Source organism: Rhodanobacter sp. ANJX3 (assembly GCF_014200755.1).
Classification (GTDB): domain Bacteria; phylum Pseudomonadota; class Gammaproteobacteria; order Xanthomonadales; family Rhodanobacteraceae; genus Rhodanobacter.
Genome location: NZ_JACHCM010000007.1, coordinates 16895 through 36728, shown reverse-complemented (window position 1 = coordinate 36728; position 19834 = coordinate 16895). Strand labels below are relative to the sequence as shown.

Sequence of the window (19834 nt, the reverse complement as noted above, 5' to 3'; positions counted from 1 at the left end):
GTCGATAAATCAATTCAGTGCAAAGAAGATCCGCGCAACCATTTATCGAAGAAACCCAGAACTCGGATTTGATAGGTGTTTCCGCTGTAGCGGTAAAAGTCGACATGTCTTGCGCCATGAACGATCCAGAGCTCCTTCGGTGCAGAGGCTGCATCAAACATGGCCAGCGACTCGCCAATTTTCGTGTCTCGATCGGCATCTCCGACAATCAATAGTTTGGGCGCATGGATTTTCCCTATCTTGTCGATAGGCCTCATTTCATCGAGTGAAAAACCAAGGTGGGGCTTGACCGTACTCATCAATAGCGGACCGAACCACGACCCAAAAATACCCATATGGATTTGCAGTCGATCTTCGATGGCTTGAGAAAGAGTTGGATAGACCTGCTCCAAAATGATCGCATCGACTTTCAGAGGCGGATCGGCAAGCAGAGTTGCCGCACCTCCCATCGAGGTTCCGAGCACTCCAATCTTCTCGCCCGGCGCCAGCTTTTTAAGCTGATCCACCGCGGCCGCCGCGTCTCTGGATTCAAGATGGCCAAAAGTGATGGCATCTCCGGTGCTCTCGCCCGAGGCTTGAAAGTCGATCAACAGCACCGAGTACCCGGACGCATGTAGGAACCTAGCACGGTTCAGCATCGCAAGACGATTGGCTCGCACCCCATGCAGCAAAAGTATCGCACCCCTGCCGTTCCCACGAAGAAACCAGCCGTGAATCAGCGCATCGGACGAACTTTTGAAAACGACCGTGCTCGCCGGAAACTCTGATGGCGGCGCGCCAACGATTTCGCGCGCCGGATGAATCAGTACGCTTCCTGCGACCCAGAGACCCGCGAATGCCAAGCACGCAAGCAGGAAAAGTCCGAGCGCCAATTTCCTGAACATTCGACGCCTTGCCATTACCGACCCCAATAAGTTGGGCGTTGAACGAGATCTAGCCGACTACCGAAGAATAAGTAGCCCCGCGGCCAAAATTATCGCCGCGAAAATCCCCGCCACCACATCGTCCACCATCACACCCATGCCGCCCTTGAGGTGACGATCCAGCCAGCGGATCGGCCAGGGTTTCCACACGTCGAACAGGCGAAACAGCACGAAGCCGGCGAGCAGCCACCACCACGTCGAGAAACGCGTCGGCAGCAACTCCGGCAGCAGCAGCGGGATCAGCGCGATCCACTGGCCGATGAATTCGTCCCAGACCAGGCTGCGGTGATCGTCCACGCCGAGGGCGCGACCGGCGATACCGCAAGCCCAGACGCCGATGGCAAAACCGACCAGCAAAATCAGGACATAAAGCGGTAGCGACAGCTGGCGCAGCAGCAGCCACGGCAGCAGCGCGGCGAGTGAGCCGAAGGTGCCCTGCGCCACCGGCGTAAGCCCCGAACCGAAGCCGCAGGCCAGCCAGCCTGCGGGCGTGACAAGCAGTGCGCGGCGCTGTTCGGCGCTGAGAGTTCTCTTGGCGCTCATGCGAAATGATCCCAGCCGGCCTGCCCTGTTTCCAGCCAATGGCCGTCGACGCCACGCACGTTGACGCCTTGGCCTTCGACGATGCGGCCGATGCGCGTGACGCCGCAGCCTAGCCGGGAAAGGTCTGACTGCACATCGGCGAGTCGATTCATCGGCACGGTAAAGCACAGCTCGTAGTCGTCACCGCCAGTGAGCGCGAACTGCTGCGCGCTGGCGTCGTCGTAAATCGCCATCAGCGACGGCGAGAGCGGCAGCAGCGACGCATCGATTTCCGCACCGACACCACTGGCTGTGCAGATATGCCCGAGGTCGGCGATCAGGCCATCGGAAATATCGATACACGCGTGCGCCAGATCGCGCAGCGCCGAGCCGGCCGCCAGCTGTGGCGTCGGTCGATTGAGTCGGGCGACAAGCAGATCGCGCGCGTCGCTGCGCTGCTCCTCAACCGCAAAAGGATGAGCCAGCGCATGCAGGCCCGCCGCCGCATCGCCCAACGTGCCGGTCACCAGCACCGCGTCACCCACCTTGGCGCAGGAACGCATCAGCGCTTTTCCCGGCGCAACAAAACCGTGTACCGCGACGCTGATACTCAGCGGACCGCGCGTGGTGTCGCCGCCGACCAGCGCCAGCCGGTGCGGCTTGGCCAGCTGCGCAAAGCCTTCGGCAAGCCCTTTGACGAAGGCTTGATCCGGCTCGGGCAGCGTCAGCGCCAGAAGAGCCCACGCCGGCGTGGCGCCCATGGCCGCGAGATCGGAGAGGTTGACCGCCAGCGCCTTCCAGCCGATGTCGACCGCCGATGTGCCGCGGGGAAAATGCACGCCTTCCACCAGCGTGTCGATCGCCACGGCCAGCTCCTGCCCGGCCGGCACGGCGAGCACGGCAGCGTCGTCGCCGATGCCTAACCTGACGTCGTCGCGCGACTGTTCGGTAAGCGAGCGGATGCGTTCGATCAGGCTGAATTCCATATCCTCGATCCCGGCTGGCGCGCGTTTACACGTCGCGCGTAAAGACGTGCACGGTAGAGCCGTGAACCTGACCTTCCATCCAGAAGCGGAAACCGGCTTTGCCGGCCAGCCGGGTCGATGCGACGTTGTCCGGATCGATGATGCAGCACGAGCGGTGCGTGCCGAAATGGCTGTCGCCCCAGGCCTGCACGGCGGCAAGCGCCTCGCTGGCGTAGCCTTTACCATGCGCGTGCGACGCCAGTACCCAGCCGAGCTCGGGCATACCGTCGAGCGAAGGCGTCATGCCGCGCCGAAAGTCGGCGTAGCCGATGTCGCCGATCAGCCGGCCGCTCGCCTTTTCTTCGACGGCCCAATAGCCGTAACCGAGCATCGACCAGAGCCCGCCGTAGCGCAACAAGCGCATCCAGGCATCCGGCGGCGATGTCGGCTGGCCGCTGAGAAAACGATAGACCAGCGGATCGGCCCAGGTGGCGGACAACGCGGCGTGATCGTCGGCGCGATGCGCACGCAAGCGCAGGCGCTCGGTTTCAAGCACGGGCACAGCCACGGCGAGGTCGCTGGCCGCGCCCGACATCAGCCGCGTTTCTCGACCGCGCGTAGCTCGGCGGCCAGCTTGTCGAGTACGCCGTTGACGTAGCTGTGGCCGTGATCGGCGCCGAAACGCTTGGTCACTTCGATCGCCTCGTTGATCACCACGCGATACGGCACGTCGGGGCGAAATTTCAGTTCGTAGGTAGCCAGGCGCAGCGCGGCGCGTTCGATCGGGTCGATCTGCGCGACCTCGCGGTCGATATGCGGGCGGAGCGCTTCATCAAGCGCATCGACGTTTTTTTCGACGCCGTGCAGCAGATCCTCGAAGTATTCGAGGTCGGCGATTTCCATGTCTTGCTCGTGGCGGAACTGGTCGATCACTGCATTCATGTGGCTGCCGCTGAGCTGCCACGCGTACAGCGCCTGCAGCGCACGGCGGCGGGCGCGCGAGCGCGCGGCCATGTCCAGACCCTGCGGCCCCTGCGCCATCACAGCTTGCCGTACAGGTTGACCATCTCGAGCGCCGCCATGGCCGCGTCGACACCCTTGTTGCCGGCCTTGGTGCCGGAACGCTCGATCGCCTGTTCGATGCTGTCGGTAGTCAGCACGCCGAAGGCTACCGGCACGCCGGAGCTGTACGCGGACTGGGCCAGACCTTTGGCGCACTCGCCGGCGACATAGTCGAAATGCGGCGTGCTGCCGCGAATCACCGCACCCAGTGCGATCACCGCGGCGTACTTGCCGGAGTTGGCCAGCTTGTGTGCGGCCAGCGCGATTTCCCAGGCGCCCGGCACGCGAATTAGCTCGATCGCGTCGTCCTTCACGCCGTGGCGCACCAGCGCGTCGCGCGCGCCGGCCACCAGGGGTTCCACGACAAAGCCGTTGAAACGGCCGGCGACAATGGCGAACTTGCCCTTCGGGGTGGCGAAATCGCCTTCGATGATCTTCATTGCTAATTCCTCTGTGGACCGCAGCCCAGGCTGACCGCGCATTTTACGGGTTTGCCGGCACTCCTGCTTGATCGCCGGTGCCGGACTGGTATTGGGGCTCTAGCGCGCCAGATGCGGATAGCCGCTGAAATCCAGCTGCGCCCGGCCGCCAGCCGTCCGCAGCCGGGCCGGCGCGCCGAACGGCAGGGTGAATTTCTTCGGCTCGTGGCCGAACGGCAGCCCGTCGATCACCGGAATATCGACCACGCCGCGCAGCTGCGCGAAGCCCTGGTCGAGGTTGTACCCGTTGTCGTAACCACTGGGCTTGCACTGAGTAAAGTCACCCAGCAATAGCGCGCGCTGGCGACCGAGCACGCCGGAAAGGTGCAGCTGATACAGCAGCCGCTCGATCCGGAACGGCGGCTCGGTGACGTCCTCCACAAAGAGAATCCCGCCGTCGATCTCCGGAAAATACGGCGTGCCGATCAGGCTGCACAGCATGGCCAGGTTGCCGCCCCAGAGCGGGCCCTCCACGTCGAGTTCGACGGAATCGTTCGTGCTCCATGTCGCGGTGGATTGCGGGGCGCGCACGGTGTTCCAGAAATGCTCAAGAGTGAAGTCGCTGGCGACCTCGGCGCCGAAATCCGGCCCGAGCATGGGACCGCCGAACGTCGTCAGTCCGCACTGTGCATGCAGCGCCATCTGGATCGCGGTGAAGTCGCTATGGCCGATCAGCACGGTGCTAGTGCCGGCGAGCCGCTCTCGCAGGGCGCCGTAGTCCAGATGCGGCAGCAGGCGCGTGGCGCCGTAGCCACCCCGCACGGCCAGCGCGATATCCGGCAGCGACTCCATCGTGGCGAGCGCGTTGATATCGGCTGCGCGCTGTGCGTCAGTGCCGGCATAGCGAAGCTCGACGCGATCGAGCACATCCAGCCCGCTCACCGCGCAACCCGCTTCACGCAGGCGCTCCACGCCGCGCGCCATGGCCGCGCGGTCGTGCGGATAACCGGAGGGTGCGATCAGGCGGACAGAAGTTTCAGTCATGGTCGCGATCAGTTGTGAGAAAGGCGAAATTATGCGGTCTGGCAAGCCGCGAAGCGTGTTGAAAACGTGGCGGCAGCGGGCGCCGGCCATGACAAGGCGCCTAGACGTACTCCGCCACCTCCAGCCCGAAGCCTGCCAGACCCACCAGCTTACGCGGCGTGCCGAGCACGCGCAGGCGATGCACGCCAAGATCGACCAGCATCTGTGCGCCCAGGCCGTGCTGGCGCCACTCCTGCTGCTGCGCTTCGTCCGGCGCCTGCGTCGCCGGCTGACGGTTGAGGCGAGCCAGCAACGCTTCGGGCGTGTCTTCGCCGGACAGCACCAGCAGCACGCCGCGATCTTCGTCGGCAATGCGGCGCAGGGCCGAGGTTACGGTAAGCCCCAGATCATCGCGCTGCAGATGCAGCACGTCGGACAAGGTATTGCGCATGTGCACGCGCGACAGCACCGGCGCGCCGTCATCCACCGTGCCGCGCACCAGCGCATAGTGCAGGCCCTTGCGAATGGCATCGCGATAGGCGATCAGCCGGAACGGGCCAAACTCGGTCTGCACGTCTTCTTCGTAGACGCGCTCGACGGTCTTTTCCGTTTCCATGCGATAGCGGATCAAGTCGGCGATCGAGCCGATCTTCAAACCGTGTTTGGCCGCAAAGACTTCCAGCTCGGGACGACGCGCCATCGAGCCGTCCTCATGCAGGACCTCGATCAATACCGCCGATGGCTCCAGCCCGGCGAGGCCGGCCAGGTCGCAGCCTGCCTCGGTATGGCCGGCGCGAGTCAGCACGCCGCCGGGCTGGGCGGTCAGCGGGAAAATATGGCCGGGCTGGTGGATATCCTGCGGCTTCGCGTCTGCCTTTACCGCCACCTGGATGGTGCGCGCGCGATCGTGCGCGGAAATACCGGTAGTCACGCCTTCGGCTGCCTCGATCGAGACAGTGAAATTGGTGTGGTATTGCGACGTGTTGTCGCTGACCATCGGCTTGAGGCCGAGCTGGCGCGTGCGCTGCTCGGTCAGGGTGAGGCAGACCAGACCGCGCGCCTCGCGCACCATGAAGTTGATGTCCTCGGCGCGAACTTTTTCGGCGGCCATGATCAGATCGCCCTCGTTCTCGCGATCCTCGTCGTCAAGGATCACCACCATGCGGCCGGCGCGGATGTCGTCGAGAATTTCAGGAATGGTGTTGAAGCTCATGGGTTGATTTCCGGGGAACGGGGAACGGGGAAGCATCCTTGCTTCGTCATTCCAGCCGAAGCCGGAATGACGGCAAGAAAGCCAAATCAGGCGAAGCCATGCTGCTTCAGAAACGCTTCATCGAGCGTCGGCGCCGAGCCGCTGGCGAGCAGCCGCTCGACGTAGCGCGCGATCACGTCCACCTCGATATTCACCGCGTCGCCGGGTCGGCGCGCGTGGAAGGCGGTGTTTTCTACCGTGTGCGGAATCAGGTTGACGCCGAAGCGCTGCCCCGCCACTTCGTTGACGGTCAGGCTGGTGCCATCGATGCAGACCGAGCCCTTGGCCGCGATATAGCGAGACAGGGTGGTCGGCACCTCGAAAACCCAGCGCTGCGAACGGCCGTCCGGCGTGACCGACACGACCTTGCCCAGGCCGTCGACATGCCCGGACACCAGATGACCGCCGAGGCGATCGGCCAGGCGCAGGGCCTTTTCCAGATTCACCGGGTCACCCGCTTTGAGCTTGCCCAGCGTGGTGAGGGACAGCGTCTCGTTCGACACGTCGGCGCTGAAGCCGCGCGCCTCCAGCGTTACCGCCGTAAGGCACACGCCGGAGACGGCGATCGAATCGCCCAGCTGCACGTCGGTGAGATCGAGGCCGGCCGTATCGATGGCTAAACGCACGTCGCCGCCGCGCGGCTCGAGTCGTGCGATGCGGCCTACGGTTTGAATGATGCCGGTAAACATCAGCACACCTCCCGCAGGAGGCTGACGCTGGGATCAACGACAGATCGAAATGATGCAATCAGTTTCATGAAACGTTTCCCGCGTTGAACGCATGCGAAGAAACGCCCCAAGGCACGAGGTCGGCGCGCAGCCGCAAAGCTGCACGTTCGACCGTCTTCTTTTATCCGGACTCTCTGGAAACTGTCGCCAGTTGCCAACCGTCGGCTCCGGAGTCTGACCGGATCTGCTGACCCTCGATGTCGTTCCTTACGGAGCTGGTCGAGGCGCTCGCGGGCTCGCTGTCGGAGTGCCTTAAGTAAAGGCCGCCCTTCAACCTACCGCCGGTGGGGAATTTCACCCCGCCCTGAAGACGCTATGGTGTTTGCCGGCAAGCCGGTTCGAAAAGTTTAACACCATCTCTGGATTCGCCCGCGGCCGTCAGCGCGCACGGCGCAGGACGCTGTGTCTCGAACGATCTTAATCAACCGGTCGCAACGTCTCCACCAGATAATCGATCAGCCGCCGCAAGGCGGGCGCACTATCAGCGCCTGGAAGCCACAACAATTGGATCGGCGAGCTTGCGAGCTGCCACTGCGGCAACACTTCGACTAGCCGGCCGCTCGCCACCAGAGAGTCGCCCATGTAGTCGCCTAGTATCCCGATTCCGACACCTGCCACTATCGCATCGCGTGTGGCCTGGGCGTCGTTGCAGGTCAGTACTGGATCGATACGTACCGAACTGCGTCTGCGCTGCTGACTGAATTGCCACAATGTGCCGGTACGCAAGCCGCTGAAGGCGATACAGCGATGTGTCTTTAAGCCAGCAGGATCGGTAAGCGACGGAGCCGTCCCCATGTACGCTGGCGAGGCGCACAGATAGCGGCGCATCGTGCCTAGCCGGCGCGCCACCAGCTGCGTATCCGCCAACCGGCCAACACGCACGGCAAGGTCGATTTTCGCTGCGACCAGATCAATATAGACATCGTCATAAACCGCCTCCACACGAATTTGCGGGTGCCTTTTCATGAAGGTTGCCAGTAAAGGCGCTATGCAATGACGTCCGAAAGCGCTCGGCAGATGCAGGCAAAGTCGTCCGGAAGGCTCACCACCACGTGGACGAAGGTCTGCGGCCAGTTCTGTCATCACCACTTCCAGCCGCTCGCAATGTGCCAGCAACTGCGCGCCTCGCGGGGTCAGCGTCATGCGCCGCGTCGTACGGAGGAACAGCTTGCCACCCACACCCTGTTCCAGCGACGCGATGCGCCGGCTCAGCACGGAGGGCGTGCAGGCGACCTCGCGCGCCGCCTGCGAAAAATTGAGTCGCCTTGCCGCGATGGCAAAGCTACGCAGCTCGCGCAACCTGGTCGGCGTCAGCTCGAACGATTTATTCATACAGTGAACTAAAGATGTGTTGTTTCGATGGATTATCACCTGTTAACACTGGGCCCACCATGCCTCCATTCCCCATGTCACGGAGCATTAGCATGCGCGTCCAACAACTTACCGCTTTCGGCTTGGACCATCTGCAGCTCATCGACCTACCTGCCCCGCGTCCTGGCCCGGGGGAAGTGTTGGTGAAGATGGAGGCCGCCTCGCTCAATTATCGCGATCACTTGCTAGTCAATGGCCAGCTCTACCGCGGCGTGCATCTGCCGATCGTGCCGGTTTCCGACGGCGCCGGTACGGTGCTTGACGTCGGTACCGGCGTTACGCGCTTCAAACCGGGCGATCGCGTTACTACTTTCTACAAGTCGCGCTGGATCGCTGGCGCGATGCGACCGGAGTGGGAAGGTGCCGACATCGGCGGCCCTCAGGAGGGGGTGATGCGCGAGCTGACCTGCTACGACGCCTACTCGCTGGCACGCGCACCCTCGAATCTATCCAGCCTGCAGGCAGCGACACTGCCTATCGCCGCGCTTACCGCCTGGACGGCGTTGGAACAGGCACGCGTTACTACGGGTCAGACGGTGTTGTTGCTCGGCACCGGCGGCGTCTCGCTGTTCGCCCTGCAGTTTGCCAAGTTGCGCGGGGCACGCGCGATCTTGCTTTCATCGAGCGATGCCAAACTGGCTCGCGCGAAGACGCTCGGTGCCGATGTCCTCGTCAACTACGCGGAACATCCCGAATGGGGCTCGATAGTGCGCGAAGCCACCGGCGGTATCGGCGTAGATGCCGTGATCGAAACGGTGGGCGCCTCCACCTTTGCGCAATCGTTGGAAGCGGTCGGCATGCATGGTTTCATCGGTGTGGTGGGCTTCATGGGCGGCATCGAGGCCGCACTATCCCTGACCAAGATCATCCTGAAACGTGTAAAGGTTCAGGGAATCTCGGTGGCGTCACTGGAAGAACACGAACGCATGGTGTCAGCCATTGAGTCGACCCATTTGGCACCGGTACTGGATCACGTGTTCGGCTTCGAACAGCTGGCCGAAGCGTTCGCATATCTCGTGCAGGGCAAGCACTTCGGCAAGATCGGCATCGATTTTTCACGCTGACGGACCAGGCGCTGCACCCATTGACGTAAAGCAGTGGATAGGGCCAGATTCGCCATATTCAGGGGTTTTGCATAGCTTTTAAGTACCGACTCAGGCGTGCCTATCCCTAGGCGTAAAACCTCGATCATGTGCCCTACCCATCATCGTCGTCCTGGTTGGCAACGATGCCACGTTGAATCAAGCAGCTTTTAGCGGACGCAGGCGCAAACGCCAGTCGTTGCCCAGCTGACGCTGCTCGATCATTCGCAGCTTCCAGCGCTGGGCCATATCGTCCAGCGAGGGCAAATGCAGCAGTGGGCGGGCGCTGTCGCCCAGCAACAGCGGCGCGATATAGAGCAGCAGCTCGTCGACCAGGCCGGCGGCGAACAGTGCGCCGCAAAGCACCGGGCCGGCTTCGACCTGCACCTCGTTGCAGCCGCGCTCGGCGAGCAATGCCAGTACAGCGTTCAGATCGAGCGCGTCGCCCTGCTGCGGTACGAACAGACATTCGAACGGGCCCGCGGACTCACCGCTTTCGGCCGCCGTTTCATCGACCGTCGCCGCATGAAGCATCAGCGTCGGCACGCTGCCGTCGAGCACATGGCTGCCGGCCGGCGTGCGCCGCTGCCGATCCAGCACCACGCGCAGCGGCGGCGTAAACGCCTGCTCATCGGAAAGCCGCACGGTGAGACGCGGATTGTCGGCCAGCACGGTGCCGCTGCCGGTGAGAATGGCCGAGCTGCGCGCGCGCCAGCGCTGCACGTCGGCGCGCGCGGCTTCGCTGGTGATCCACTTCGACTCGCCGTTGGCCAGCGCCGTTCGGCCATCCAGACTCATCGCCAGCTTGACCCGCAGCCACGGCCAGCCGCGTTCGATGCGGCTGAAAAATCCGATATTGAGTTCGCGGGCGGCGTCGCGCATCAGCCCGGTGTCGACGGCGATACCGGCCGCGCGCAGCATGGCGATACCGCGACCGGCCACCTGCGGAAACGGATCTTCCGCGGCGATCACCACGCGCGCCACGCCAGCGGCGATCAGCGCTTCGGCGCAGGGCGGGGTTCTACCGTGATGCGCGCAAGGTTCCAGCGTGACGTAAGCCGTCGCACCCTGCGCGCGCTCACCGGCTTCGCGCAAGGCGAACACTTCGGCGTGCGGTTGGCCCGCGCGCTCATGCCAGCCTTCGCCAACGACTTGGTCTGCATGAGCAATGACGCAGCCGACGCGTGGATTGGGCTGCGTCGTATAAAGCCCTCGCTCGGCCAGCCGCAGCGCGTGCGCCATATGGCCATGATCGACGGCGCTGAAGGTCGTCACGCCTTGGGGGCCTGAGGGAATGGCGACCAGTAGTCCAGCACGCTTTCCAGCTCCATCGGCGGCAGGCGTTCGATGATGGCTTGGGCAGCGCGCTCGCGCATGCCAGGCTCGGCGTCGTCGTCTTCCATCGACTGGAAAAAATGTTCGCGTGCCTCGCGCGAGATCCAGCGTGCGATGGCGACCCAGCAGCCTTCCGCATCCTTGAACAGGCTCGATCCGCCCGACCCTGCAGCCAGTCCCAGCAAGGTGATGCGTTCCCAGTTGGCGATGAAATCCCGCTCCCGGTCGGGATGCAGACGCCAGCGGTAGATGGCCACGAACATGCTCGCTCCTTGCCGGTACGCGACGCGGATCAGACTTTCTTGCTGCGCTTGGCGACGGTTTCGCCGAGCAACTGCAGCTGCAGCGTTTCCAGCCCGGGCAGGTCGCGCTCGAGCTTTTCGATTTCTTCGCGAAACGCGTGCACATCCTCGAAACTGCGATAGACCGAGGCGAAGCGCACGTAGGCGACCTGATCGAGATTCTTCAGCTCGCGCATCACCAGCTCGCCCACTTCACGCGAGGGCACTTCGCGGTCGCCGCTGCGGCGCAGGTCGTTGACGATGGCGCGCACCGCCGCGTCCACCGCATCGCTGGTCACCGGACGCTTCTGCAGCGCACGCTCGAAACTCACCCGCAGCTTGCGCTCGTCGAAGGTCTCGCGCCGCTCGCCGCTTTTCACGATCGTCGGTAGCTTGAGATCCGCGGTTTCGAACGTGTTGAAACGCTCGCCACACTGCGGACACTCACGCCTACGCCGCACCGTACCGCCGTCCTCGGCGAGGCGCGAATCGATCACGCGGGTATCTTCGTGCTGGCAGAAGGGGCAATGCATGGTCGGCTAATACGATCAGCCGTAGACCGGAAACTTCTTGCACTGAACCGTCACCGCTTCGCGCACCCTGACGATCACGGCGTCGTCCGACGGCTTGTCCAGCACGTCGCAGATCCAGTTGGTCAGTTCGATCGTGTCCGCTTCCAGGTAACCGCGCGTGGTGATCGCTGGTGTGCCCACACGCAGGCCAGAGGTGACGAAGGGCTTGCGCGGGTCGTTCGGTACGGCGTTCTTGTTGACGGTGATGTGCGCCTTGCCCAGCGCCTCTTCCGCGTCCTTGCCGGTAACGTCGCGGCCGATCATGTCGACCAGCATCAGGTGGTTTTCGGTGCCGCCGGAGACGATCTTGTAGCCGCGCTCGATAAAGGTCTTGGCCATCGCCTTGGCGTTCTTGATTACCTGCGCCTGGTAGGTCTTGAACTCGGGCTCCAGCGCCTCCTTGAAGGCCACGGCCTTGGCCGCGATGACGTGCATCAGCGGGCCGCCCTGGATGCCGGGGAACACGATCGACTGCAGCTTCTTCTCGAGCTCTTCGCCGGCGTCCTTGGCGACGATGATGCCGCCGCGCGGGCCGCGCAGGGTTTTGTGCGTGGTCGAGGTGACCACGTGCGCGTGCGGCAGCGGGCTCGGGTAGACGCCCGCGGCGACGAGGCCGGCAATGTGCGCCATGTCGACGAACAGATAGGCACCGACCTTGTCGGCGATGGCGCGAAAGCGCGCCCAGTCCATCAACTGCGAGTAAGCGCTGTAGCCGGCGACGACCATCTTCGGCTTGTGCTCGACAGCCAGGCGCTCGACTTCGTCATAGTCGATCAGGCCATTCTCGTTCACGCCATACTGCACAGCGTTGAAAATCTTGCCGGAGAAGTTGACCTTGGCGCCGTGGGTGAGATGGCCGCCGTGGGCCAGCGACATACCCAGAATCGTGTCGCCCGGCTGCAGCAGCGCGAAGTACACCGCCTGATTGGCCTGCGAACCCGAATGGGGCTGCACGTTGGCGTAGGTGGCGCCGAAGAGCTCTTTCAATCGCTCGATCGCCAGCTTCTCGGCGATATCCACGTACTCGCAACCGCCGTAGTAGCGCTTGCCCGGATAGCCTTCGGCGTACTTGTTGGTCAGTTTCGAGCCCTGGGCTTCCATCACGCGCGGGCTGGCGTAGTTCTCCGAGGCGATCAGCTCGACGTGATCTTCCTGACGCTGGCCTTCGTCGGCCATGGCCTTGGCCAGTTCATCGTCATAACCGGCAATCGTGCAGTCCTTCGGGAACATTCTAGGCCTCGGCGGGTGGGGAGCGGGGTGGAGGGCGCGGGCTATATCCGCGTAACCAGCCTGAAAGTGTAGCGCTGCCGGGGGTTTGCGGCCACTGCCGGGCGGGCTGGTGCGGCTTTAGGGACACCGGCCGGCGCACCATACAGACCATGACATAACTGATGTTCATCAAAAGCAGCCATGCACCCAACTTGCCTGGCGGCACCAGTTGCCAGCCCTGGCGCTGGGCTGGATAAAGCCATGTTTTGCTATAGGTGCCGATGTTCTCTGCCAGCCAGATAAACAGCGCTACCAGTATGAACCCCAGCAGCAGCGGCATGCGGCGGTGCACCCGGCGAATGCGGTAATGCACCCAGCAGGGCCCGAACAGCCATGCCACCACGGCAAAAAGCAGCGGCCGCATGTCAGGCAGGAAATGGTGACTGAAAAAATTGACGTAAATCGCGCACGCCAGCACTCCCGTCGCCCGCAGCGGCGGGTGCCGGGTAAAACGGAAATCGAACAGGCGCCAGGCACTCGCGATATAGCTGCCGATCGAGCCGTACATAAAGCCGGTGAACAGAGGCACGCCGCCGATCCGTAGCAACGATGGCTCCGGATACGCCCATGAGCCCACCGATGTCTTGAACACCTCCATCACGGTGCCGACCAGGTGAAACAGCAGAATGACCTTTGCCTCCTCCACGCTTTCGAGCCGTGTGGCCAGCAGCACCAGCTGGATCGCCAGCGCTGCCAGCGTGAGAAAGTCGTAGCGTACCAACGGCGCATCGGCCGGGTACCAGCGCCACGTGGCGACAAGCAAGGCCACCATCAGTCCGCCGAACAGGCAGGCCGAGGCCTGTTTGATGCCAAAGCAGACAAACTCATAGGCGAATACCGCCACACGCCCACGCCGATGCGCGCGCTTACCCAGCTGCCAGTCCAGACAGCTGATGCGGTGCCAGGGCAGCGCGATAGATTTGAAGTTCATGGGAATAGGTTCTGACCGCGGATCCGTCGAGGATCGCCTGCCGTCATGGCTACGGCACAGCGTTTCCGAGGCAATTGGCGGGCAGATGGCAGCAAGGCAACGCAGCTGGCTTGACGCGCGGCGCCATAGCGGCGAATAACGCCCAAAAGGCGCCAATCGTCAACGTCCGCTCACCACAAGCCGCTATAATAGGCGGCTAGACAAACTCTTTTTGACATGTTGCCCGCTCAGGGCGGCGCGGTAAGCCTACGGAGGCTGCATGCAGTACATCTACACCATGAACGGGGTGAGCAAGATCGTTCCCCCGAAGCGCCAGATCATCAAGGACATCTCGCTGTCCTTCTTCCCCGGCGCCAAGATCGGCCTGCTCGGCGTCAACGGCGCCGGCAAGTCCACCGTGCTGAAGATCATGGCCGGCGTGGATACCGACTTCCAGGGTGAGGCGCGCGCCAACCCCGGCACCAAGATCGGTTACTTGGCGCAGGAGCCGCAGCTTGACCCAGAAAAGACCGTGCGCGAGGCGGTCGAGGAAGGCGTCTCCGAAATTCTGGACGCGCAGAAGCGGCTGGAAGAGGTCTACGCCGAATACGCCGAGGAAGGCGCCGATTTCGACAAGCTGGCCAAAGAGCAGCAGGAGCTGGAAAACCTGCTCGCCGCCAACGACGCGCATGCGCTCGAGCGCCAGTTGGAAGTCGCCGCCGACGCGCTGCGCCTGCCGCCGTGGGACGCCAAGATCGGGCCGCTGTCCGGCGGCGAGAAGCGCCGCGTGGCGCTGTGCCGTCTGCTGCTGTCCAAGCCCGACATGCTGCTGCTCGACGAGCCGACCAACCATCTGGACGCCGAGTCGGTCGACTGGCTGGAAAAGTTTCTGCACGACTACACCGGCACCGTGGTAGCGGTGACGCATGACCGCTACTTCCTCGACAACGCGGCGGAGTGGATTCTGGAACTCGATCGCGGCCGCGGCATTCCGTGGAAGGGCAACTACACCGAGTGGCTGGAACAGAAGGGCGAGCGTCTGGCCCGCGAAGAGGCCGCCGAAAAGGGACGTCAGAAAGCGCTGGCGCGCGAGCTGGAGTGGGTACGCTCGGCCGCCAAGGGCCGCCAGTCCAAGGGCAAGGCGCGTATCAACCGCTTCGAGGAGCTGAACTCGGTCGAGTACCAGAAGCGCAACGAAACCAACGAACTGTACATTCCGCCGGGCGAGCGCCTGGGCCAGGAAGTGATCGAGTTCAAGAACGTCAGCAAGTCGTTCGGCGACAAGCTGCTGATCGACGACGTATCGTTCAAAGTGCCACCGGGCGCCATCGTCGGCGTGATCGGCCCCAACGGCGCCGGCAAGTCGACCCTGTTCAAGCTGATCATCGGCCAGGAAACGCCGGACAAGGGCGAAGTGAAGCTTGGCCACACCGTCCAGTTGGCCTACGTCGACCAGTCGCGCGACAACCTTGATGCGAAGAAGAACGTGTGGCAGGAAGTCTCCGGCGGCGCCGACATCATCACCATCGGCAGGTACGAACTGCAGTCGCGTGCGTACATCGGCCGGTTCAACTTCAAGGGCACCGATCAGCAGAAGCTGGTGGGCTCGCTCTCCGGCGGTGAGCGCGGACGTCTGCACCTGGCCAAGACCCTGATGCAGGGCGGCAACGTGTTGCTGCTCGATGAGCCGTCCAACGATCTTGACGTCGAGACGCTGCGAGCGCTGGAAGACGCCATGCTCGAGTTCCCCGGCTGCGCGATGGTGATCTCGCATGACCGCTGGTTCCTCGACCGCATCGCTACGCACATCATCGCGTTCGAAGGCGACTCGCACGTCGAGTTCTTCCCCGGCAACTACAACGAATACGAAGCGGACAAGAAACGTCGCCTTGGCGAAGAAGGCGCAAGGCCGCACCGTGTGAAGTACAAGAAGCTGGCTTGATCCGGCAGGGGCGAGGGGCGGGGCGCAAGCTCCAGATTAAATGCGAGGTGGAAACTTGCGCTCACAGGCAAGAACGTCTGAATCGAGCTCAAGAGTGTCGGCCGCTCGCCCTCGCCTCTCAACCCCTGCTTTTGAACTCGCCCCTCGTCCCTAGCCCCTGTGCAAAGGAACTCGAATGAATTTCATGCAGTCACTGCGGCAGGCCTGGGTACGCAACGACTCGCTCGTCTGCGTGGGGCTCGATCCGGAGCCGACCAAGTTTCCTGCCGCGTTCCAAAATAGGCCCGATGCGGTATTCGATTTCTGCCGCGCCATCGTCGACGTCACCGCCGATCTGACCTGCGCGTTCAAGCCGCAGATTGCGCACTTCGCCGCGCTGCGTGCGGAGGATGCGCTGGAGCGACTGATCGCGCATATTCATGATCGGCACCCCGGCGTGCCGGTAATCCTCGACGCCAAGCGCGGCGACATCGGTTCCACCGCACAGCACTACGCGACCGAAGCATTCGACCGTTACGGCGCCGACGCCGTGACGCTCAACCCCTACCTCGGCCGCGACTCGGCCCAGCCGTTTCTCGATCGCGCCGACAAGGGCGTGATCCTGCTCTGCCACACCTCTAACCCGGGCGCCACCGACCTGCAGGATCTAAGCGTTCTCGACGCCGACGGCATCGCCAAGCCGCTCTATCATCACGTGGCGCAAATCATCGCCCGCGACTGGAACACGAACGGCAACTGTGCCCTGGTCACCGGCGCCACCTGGCCCAAACAACTGGCCGAAGTGCGCGCGATCATCGGTGACATGCCCCTGCTGGTCCCGGGCATCGGCGCGCAGGGCGGCGACGTGGAAGCCGTCGTGCGCTACGGCCAGACGGTCGATCACACCGGCCTGATGATCAACTCCTCCCGCGCGATTCTCTATGCCAGCAGCGGCGAGGATTTCGCCGAGGCAGCGCGTGCAGCGACGCAGGAATTGCGCGAAACGATCAACCGCTACCGCTGAGCGTTTGCGCTCACGCGTTGCGTTTCGCTACAACTGCAGGCGGCGCTGCGGATTGCTGGCTGGGCATTCCACGTGCGGTTGGCGCTCAAAGACGGGCGCGTTGATACCGCATCAAGCGCATCACCCTGGCAGGTTTACCGAAGCAATTTGCCTACAAGCTCGAACGCGCATGCGTCGACACAAGAGAGTCCTGACGACAATGCAGGGCACTCCCCTACATCGTCAGCGCGCTAGCTTGCTACGCTTTTCGCCATGCTTACGCCGCGCTTGCTGGCACTCGCCGCGCGCATGCCTACGATCGCCACGGATAGAACTCACGCATCAGGGGATTTCGATGATCTTACGGTCCGCACTACTCGCGCTACTTGTCGTTACCAGCACTCAGGTCGCAGCCGCAGACCTTCCACACACCACGAGCCACCGTGAAGAAGCGACAAGCATTCTCGCCATCTCGCCTATTTTCAGTCAGCTGGTGGCATTCAAGATGCCGCTCGCCTTTCATGTGGTCAATGAACAAACCAGCACTCACTCCTATATTCGAGAAGCCGTGCTGGATGGAGAAACAGCCGAACAGTGGACTCAGATGATTACAGTCACCGGCTACCAGGGCGTGGCCGCTGATCCTGGACCATCACCGGCCGCGTTGATCAATACGATTGCCGATGGTTTCAAGAAAGCCTGCCCCGACACGATCACAGTCGGCGACCTGGGAAGTCAGCCCATCGACGGGCATCCTGCCGAACTGGCCTATCTGGCCTGCGGCAATGTCAGCGAAGGCGGCAACTCGCACAGCGAGGCTGCCCTGATCCTGGCCGTCAAGGGCACGCAGGACTATTACTCGATCCAGTGGGCCGAACGCGGACCGGCTCAGCAAACGCGTGTCAACTTCGAAGAGCAGCACTGGCTGGCTCGGCTGCAACAGCTGATGCCGGTGTTTCTGTGCGACAAGGTCGCTGGCGAAAAAGCGCCCTACCCCAGCTGCGTCTCGCGTCTGCCTAGCGAAGACAAACCAGGCGACGCTGTGAAAAAAGACGATGTGATAAAACCTGCGACAGCGTCACCGCGGTAACGCTCGAATGGCTCAACGCATCAAGCCTCGACGTCACTTGGACACGCTGTCCGGATCATGAAGAAGTGCACAACGAATAGTCACCGGCAGCACCCCGTGGGTGCGCCAAACCTAGTTGCCAGGCGCGTTGGCAGCGATTCGACCCGCACGTTTTGGTCCAATGGAAATCTTTACGCTTAGCGTATTTCCGTGTGCTAATTTCCAGCCACACGGGGATTATCCGTACTCCACACGCTGGAGTTCCCAATCAACGGAAGGAGGCTGGGCCATGTCATACGCGACTCACGGTCGCCTAAAAGGAATTATCTGGATGGCGCTCGCTGGCTTCGCCGCCTCAGGCTACGCGGCACAAGCCGTACCGGGGCCATCCACATCTACTCATCCATCGCAGGAGCAAGCCATGACTACCACTGCGTCATCCCTGACCGCCGAAGAAATCGGCCACCGCGTGCTGAAGCTGATCGACACCATTCATACCTTAGACGATATCTCGCCGGCGCATATCGAGAAGGTGATAGGCGTGAAGGTGGAGTTCAATTCCGACGATCCTAACGATTACGGATTCGGCGGCGATCTCGGTGGTGAGTGGACGTATGGCTTTGGTTCGTTGACGGATCCGGGGGGCGCAAAACCAACCCGACTGGAGCTTTCTTTCGATAATAAGACGGACGGCGCTGATATGGCGCCAATCTGCAAACTGAGCTACGAGGACTACAGCAAATTTCTCACTGATGCCGGCTTCAAGAAGTCACCCTTCTATGCGGAGCACGGCCGGCTGACCTCCGTCCATTTCACTCGCGGGCCGGTGGCGGTTGACATCAATCCGGGCGGCGATGGGAAGCACGTCTGTGTCTCGATATTGACAATCGAAGTCATGGCTGCAGAGGGAGTCCATCCATGACCCCCAACGAAAAACTCGATGCGATGCTCACGGACTTCGAAAAGCGCACCGCGACCGATCCGAATCATCCGGGCCAGAACCTGCGCAACCTGCTCAATCACTCGCCGGATCTGAAAGCGCGATTTCTCGATTCGGCCGGGCATGACCATCTCAGAAGGTTCGACGTACTGCCCGCCAACGCCCATGCCGGGGGCACATACAATCCCGATACGAAAAGCATGGAGCTGCCGCAAAGTTATTTAGACTCATCCCGAACCAGCAAATCCGCGCGTGCCGAACTGGTTTTCGTGATGGGGCATGAGATCCAGCATTCGTTCAACAGCACCGTTACTGCCGATGCGACCACGAAGTTCGTCAACGACGTCAACAATAAGGCCACGGGGCCGGGCCCGCACGACTACACCGCAGCGATCGACACGCTTATACAGACCAATCGTCGTGACGAGGCTTCCGCAAATCTCGGCGGCTTCAATGCGCTGGCTTCGCAGATCCAAAAAGACAATCCAAAAGCGACATTGAAGGACTTTTACGAGGCAAGCCATTTCCGCATGCAGGATTTCATCGATCGCAGCGGGACGAAACCGCACTATACCTACACGCTCAAACCCGACCTCACCTTGGACAAGGACAAAAACGGTCATACCGTCATGCATCTGTCCGCGTCGAAAGAAAATGTTGAGGCTATGGGCAAGCATTACTTCGACAAGACCCTGATACCGCCCAACGGCCTCGGCCCGAAGGGTGATCAGAATTATCACAACTATTACGGCGAGTGGGCGCTCAACTACGTCGATGCCGTAGAAAAATCTGTCCAGGCTACCCACAGCTCCGATCCGAAATACGTCGCGCCCAAGGTCGAGGTAGATCTGCAGAAAATCAGCCTCGACAAGAACCAGCTCAACACGACCCTGCATTACACCGATACGAGCGCGGGCAAGAGTTCCGCAAAGCCTGTCGAAGCAGCACCGCAGCCCGCCCGAGGCCCCTTCGGCGATCCGGCACTGGATAAGGCTTTTCATGCCATGCAAACCGGTAACGATGCGCAGGTCAATCTCGCGGCCCAGCAGTTTCAGCATTCGACGGATGGTCAGCGACTGACGCAAGCCGGCAACAACCTGATCGCCGAACACCAGCGGCAGGAACAGCAGGCGCAAACGCAAGCGCCCGCGCAACCACAGATTCGCTGATCAGGCGAGCTGATCATT

At 62.4% G+C, this 19834-nt stretch carries 21 protein-coding genes and 1 riboswitch; of the genes, 6 read left to right on the top strand and 15 right to left on the bottom strand.

Annotation, left to right across the window (positions count from 1 at the left end; translation table 11 throughout):
• Nucleotides 1-14 precede the first annotated feature (14 nt).
• The 10 genes from HDE76_RS17410 to HDE76_RS17365 all read right to left on the bottom strand — a co-directional run bounded on the left by HDE76_RS17410 (nucleotide 15) and on the right by HDE76_RS17365 (nucleotide 8226).
• The gene (locus tag HDE76_RS17410; RefSeq protein ID WP_184509396.1) at nucleotides 15-884 is read right to left on the bottom strand and encodes an alpha/beta fold hydrolase; all 870 of its coding nucleotides are present in this window, start codon (nucleotides 882-884) and stop codon (nucleotides 15-17) included.
• Between the two features lie 57 nt (nucleotides 885-941).
• The gene (locus tag HDE76_RS17405) at nucleotides 942-1466 is read right to left on the bottom strand and encodes a phosphatidylglycerophosphatase A (protein ID WP_179477519.1); all 525 of its coding nucleotides are present in this window, start codon (nucleotides 1464-1466) and stop codon (nucleotides 942-944) included.
• Nucleotides 1463-2431 (bottom strand): thiamine-phosphate kinase, encoded by a 969-nt coding sequence (thiL, locus tag HDE76_RS17400; RefSeq protein ID WP_179477520.1) that lies wholly within the window; start codon nucleotides 2429-2431, stop codon nucleotides 1463-1465. The genes HDE76_RS17405 and thiL overlap by 4 nt, the downstream gene beginning before the upstream one ends.
• Nucleotides 2432-2456: 25 nt before the next feature.
• Nucleotides 2457-3005: a GNAT family N-acetyltransferase gene (locus tag HDE76_RS17395; RefSeq protein ID WP_179477521.1), complete on the bottom strand. Its 549-nt coding sequence runs from the start codon at nucleotides 3003-3005 to the stop codon at nucleotides 2457-2459.
• The gene (nusB, locus tag HDE76_RS17390; protein WP_179477522.1) at nucleotides 3005-3451 is read right to left on the bottom strand and encodes a transcription antitermination factor NusB; all 447 of its coding nucleotides are present in this window, start codon (nucleotides 3449-3451) and stop codon (nucleotides 3005-3007) included. Before nusB ends, HDE76_RS17395 begins: the two co-directional genes overlap by 1 nt.
• Nucleotides 3451-3912: a 6,7-dimethyl-8-ribityllumazine synthase gene (ribE, locus tag HDE76_RS17385; protein ID WP_179477523.1), complete on the bottom strand. Its 462-nt coding sequence runs from the start codon at nucleotides 3910-3912 to the stop codon at nucleotides 3451-3453. Before ribE ends, nusB begins: the two co-directional genes overlap by 1 nt.
• 99 nt (nucleotides 3913-4011) lie before the next feature.
• On the bottom strand, nucleotides 4012-4935 hold the full coding sequence (gene ldcA / locus HDE76_RS17380) for a muramoyltetrapeptide carboxypeptidase (RefSeq protein ID WP_179477524.1): 924 nt from the start codon (nucleotides 4933-4935) through the stop codon (nucleotides 4012-4014).
• Nucleotides 4936-5035: 100 nt separating this feature from the next.
• On the bottom strand, nucleotides 5036-6127 hold the full coding sequence (gene ribBA, locus HDE76_RS17375) for a bifunctional 3,4-dihydroxy-2-butanone-4-phosphate synthase/GTP cyclohydrolase II (RefSeq protein ID WP_184509394.1): 1092 nt from the start codon (nucleotides 6125-6127) through the stop codon (nucleotides 5036-5038).
• 86 nt (nucleotides 6128-6213) lie between these two features.
• Entirely contained in the window at nucleotides 6214-6855 is a 642-nt protein-coding gene (locus tag HDE76_RS17370; protein WP_184509392.1) for a riboflavin synthase, read from the bottom strand.
• A 148-nt stretch (nucleotides 6856-7003) separates the two neighbouring features.
• A riboswitch (FMN riboswitch) is annotated at nucleotides 7004-7210 on the bottom strand.
• Nucleotides 7211-7311: 101 nt separating this feature from the next.
• Nucleotides 7312-8226, bottom strand: a complete 915-nt coding sequence (locus tag HDE76_RS17365) for a LysR family transcriptional regulator (RefSeq protein ID WP_184509390.1) — start codon at nucleotides 8224-8226, stop codon at nucleotides 7312-7314.
• A gap of 92 nt (nucleotides 8227-8318) precedes the next feature.
• Here HDE76_RS17365 and HDE76_RS17360 point away from each other — a divergent pair, with 92 nt between their 5' ends.
• A complete protein-coding gene (locus HDE76_RS17360; RefSeq protein ID WP_184509388.1) occupies nucleotides 8319-9329 on the top strand; it encodes an NAD(P)-dependent alcohol dehydrogenase in 1011 nt (336 codons plus the stop codon).
• Between the two features lie 177 nt (nucleotides 9330-9506).
• Here the strand turns inward: HDE76_RS17360 and ribD are convergent, their stop codons facing one another.
• The 5 genes from ribD to HDE76_RS17335 are packed head-to-tail and all read right to left on the bottom strand — an operon-like array spanning nucleotide 9507 to nucleotide 13735.
• Nucleotides 9507-10589, bottom strand: a complete 1083-nt coding sequence (ribD, locus tag HDE76_RS17355; RefSeq protein WP_184509536.1) for a bifunctional diaminohydroxyphosphoribosylaminopyrimidine deaminase/5-amino-6-(5-phosphoribosylamino)uracil reductase RibD — start codon at nucleotides 10587-10589, stop codon at nucleotides 9507-9509.
• A 29-nt stretch (nucleotides 10590-10618) separates the two neighbouring features.
• Nucleotides 10619-10945, bottom strand: coding sequence for an antibiotic biosynthesis monooxygenase (locus HDE76_RS17350; protein ID WP_184509386.1), 327 nt, complete (start codon nucleotides 10943-10945; stop codon nucleotides 10619-10621).
• A 29-nt stretch (nucleotides 10946-10974) separates the two neighbouring features.
• Complete coding sequence (gene nrdR / locus HDE76_RS17345) at nucleotides 10975-11496, bottom strand: transcriptional regulator NrdR (RefSeq protein ID WP_179477530.1); 522 nt, start codon at nucleotides 11494-11496, stop codon at nucleotides 10975-10977.
• Nucleotides 11497-11511: 15 nt separating this feature from the next.
• Nucleotides 11512-12765 (bottom strand): serine hydroxymethyltransferase, encoded by a 1254-nt coding sequence (glyA, locus tag HDE76_RS17340; protein ID WP_184509384.1) that lies wholly within the window; start codon nucleotides 12763-12765, stop codon nucleotides 11512-11514.
• Between the two features lies 1 nt (nucleotide 12766).
• Entirely contained in the window at nucleotides 12767-13735 is a 969-nt protein-coding gene (locus HDE76_RS17335) for a DUF817 domain-containing protein (RefSeq protein WP_184509382.1), read from the bottom strand.
• 259 nt (nucleotides 13736-13994) lie between these two features.
• Here HDE76_RS17335 and ettA point away from each other — a divergent pair, with 259 nt between their 5' ends.
• The 5 genes from ettA (at nucleotide 13995) to HDE76_RS17310 (ending at nucleotide 19816) form a co-directional block, all read left to right on the top strand.
• Entirely contained in the window at nucleotides 13995-15656 is a 1662-nt protein-coding gene (gene ettA, locus HDE76_RS17330) for an energy-dependent translational throttle protein EttA (RefSeq protein ID WP_184509380.1), read from the top strand.
• 175 nt (nucleotides 15657-15831) lie between these two features.
• Entirely contained in the window at nucleotides 15832-16659 is an 828-nt protein-coding gene (gene pyrF, locus HDE76_RS17325) for an orotidine-5'-phosphate decarboxylase (protein WP_184509378.1), read from the top strand.
• Nucleotides 16660-16993: 334 nt separating this feature from the next.
• Entirely contained in the window at nucleotides 16994-17728 is a 735-nt protein-coding gene (locus tag HDE76_RS17320) for a hypothetical protein (protein WP_184509376.1), read from the top strand.
• Nucleotides 17729-18128: 400 nt separating this feature from the next.
• Nucleotides 18129-18629, top strand: coding sequence for a hypothetical protein (locus tag HDE76_RS17315; RefSeq protein ID WP_184509374.1), 501 nt, complete (start codon nucleotides 18129-18131; stop codon nucleotides 18627-18629).
• A complete protein-coding gene (locus HDE76_RS17310; RefSeq protein WP_184509372.1) occupies nucleotides 18626-19816 on the top strand; it encodes a hypothetical protein in 1191 nt (396 codons plus the stop codon). Before HDE76_RS17315 ends, HDE76_RS17310 begins: the two co-directional genes overlap by 4 nt.
• The last annotated feature ends 18 nt before the right edge of the window (nucleotides 19817-19834 follow it).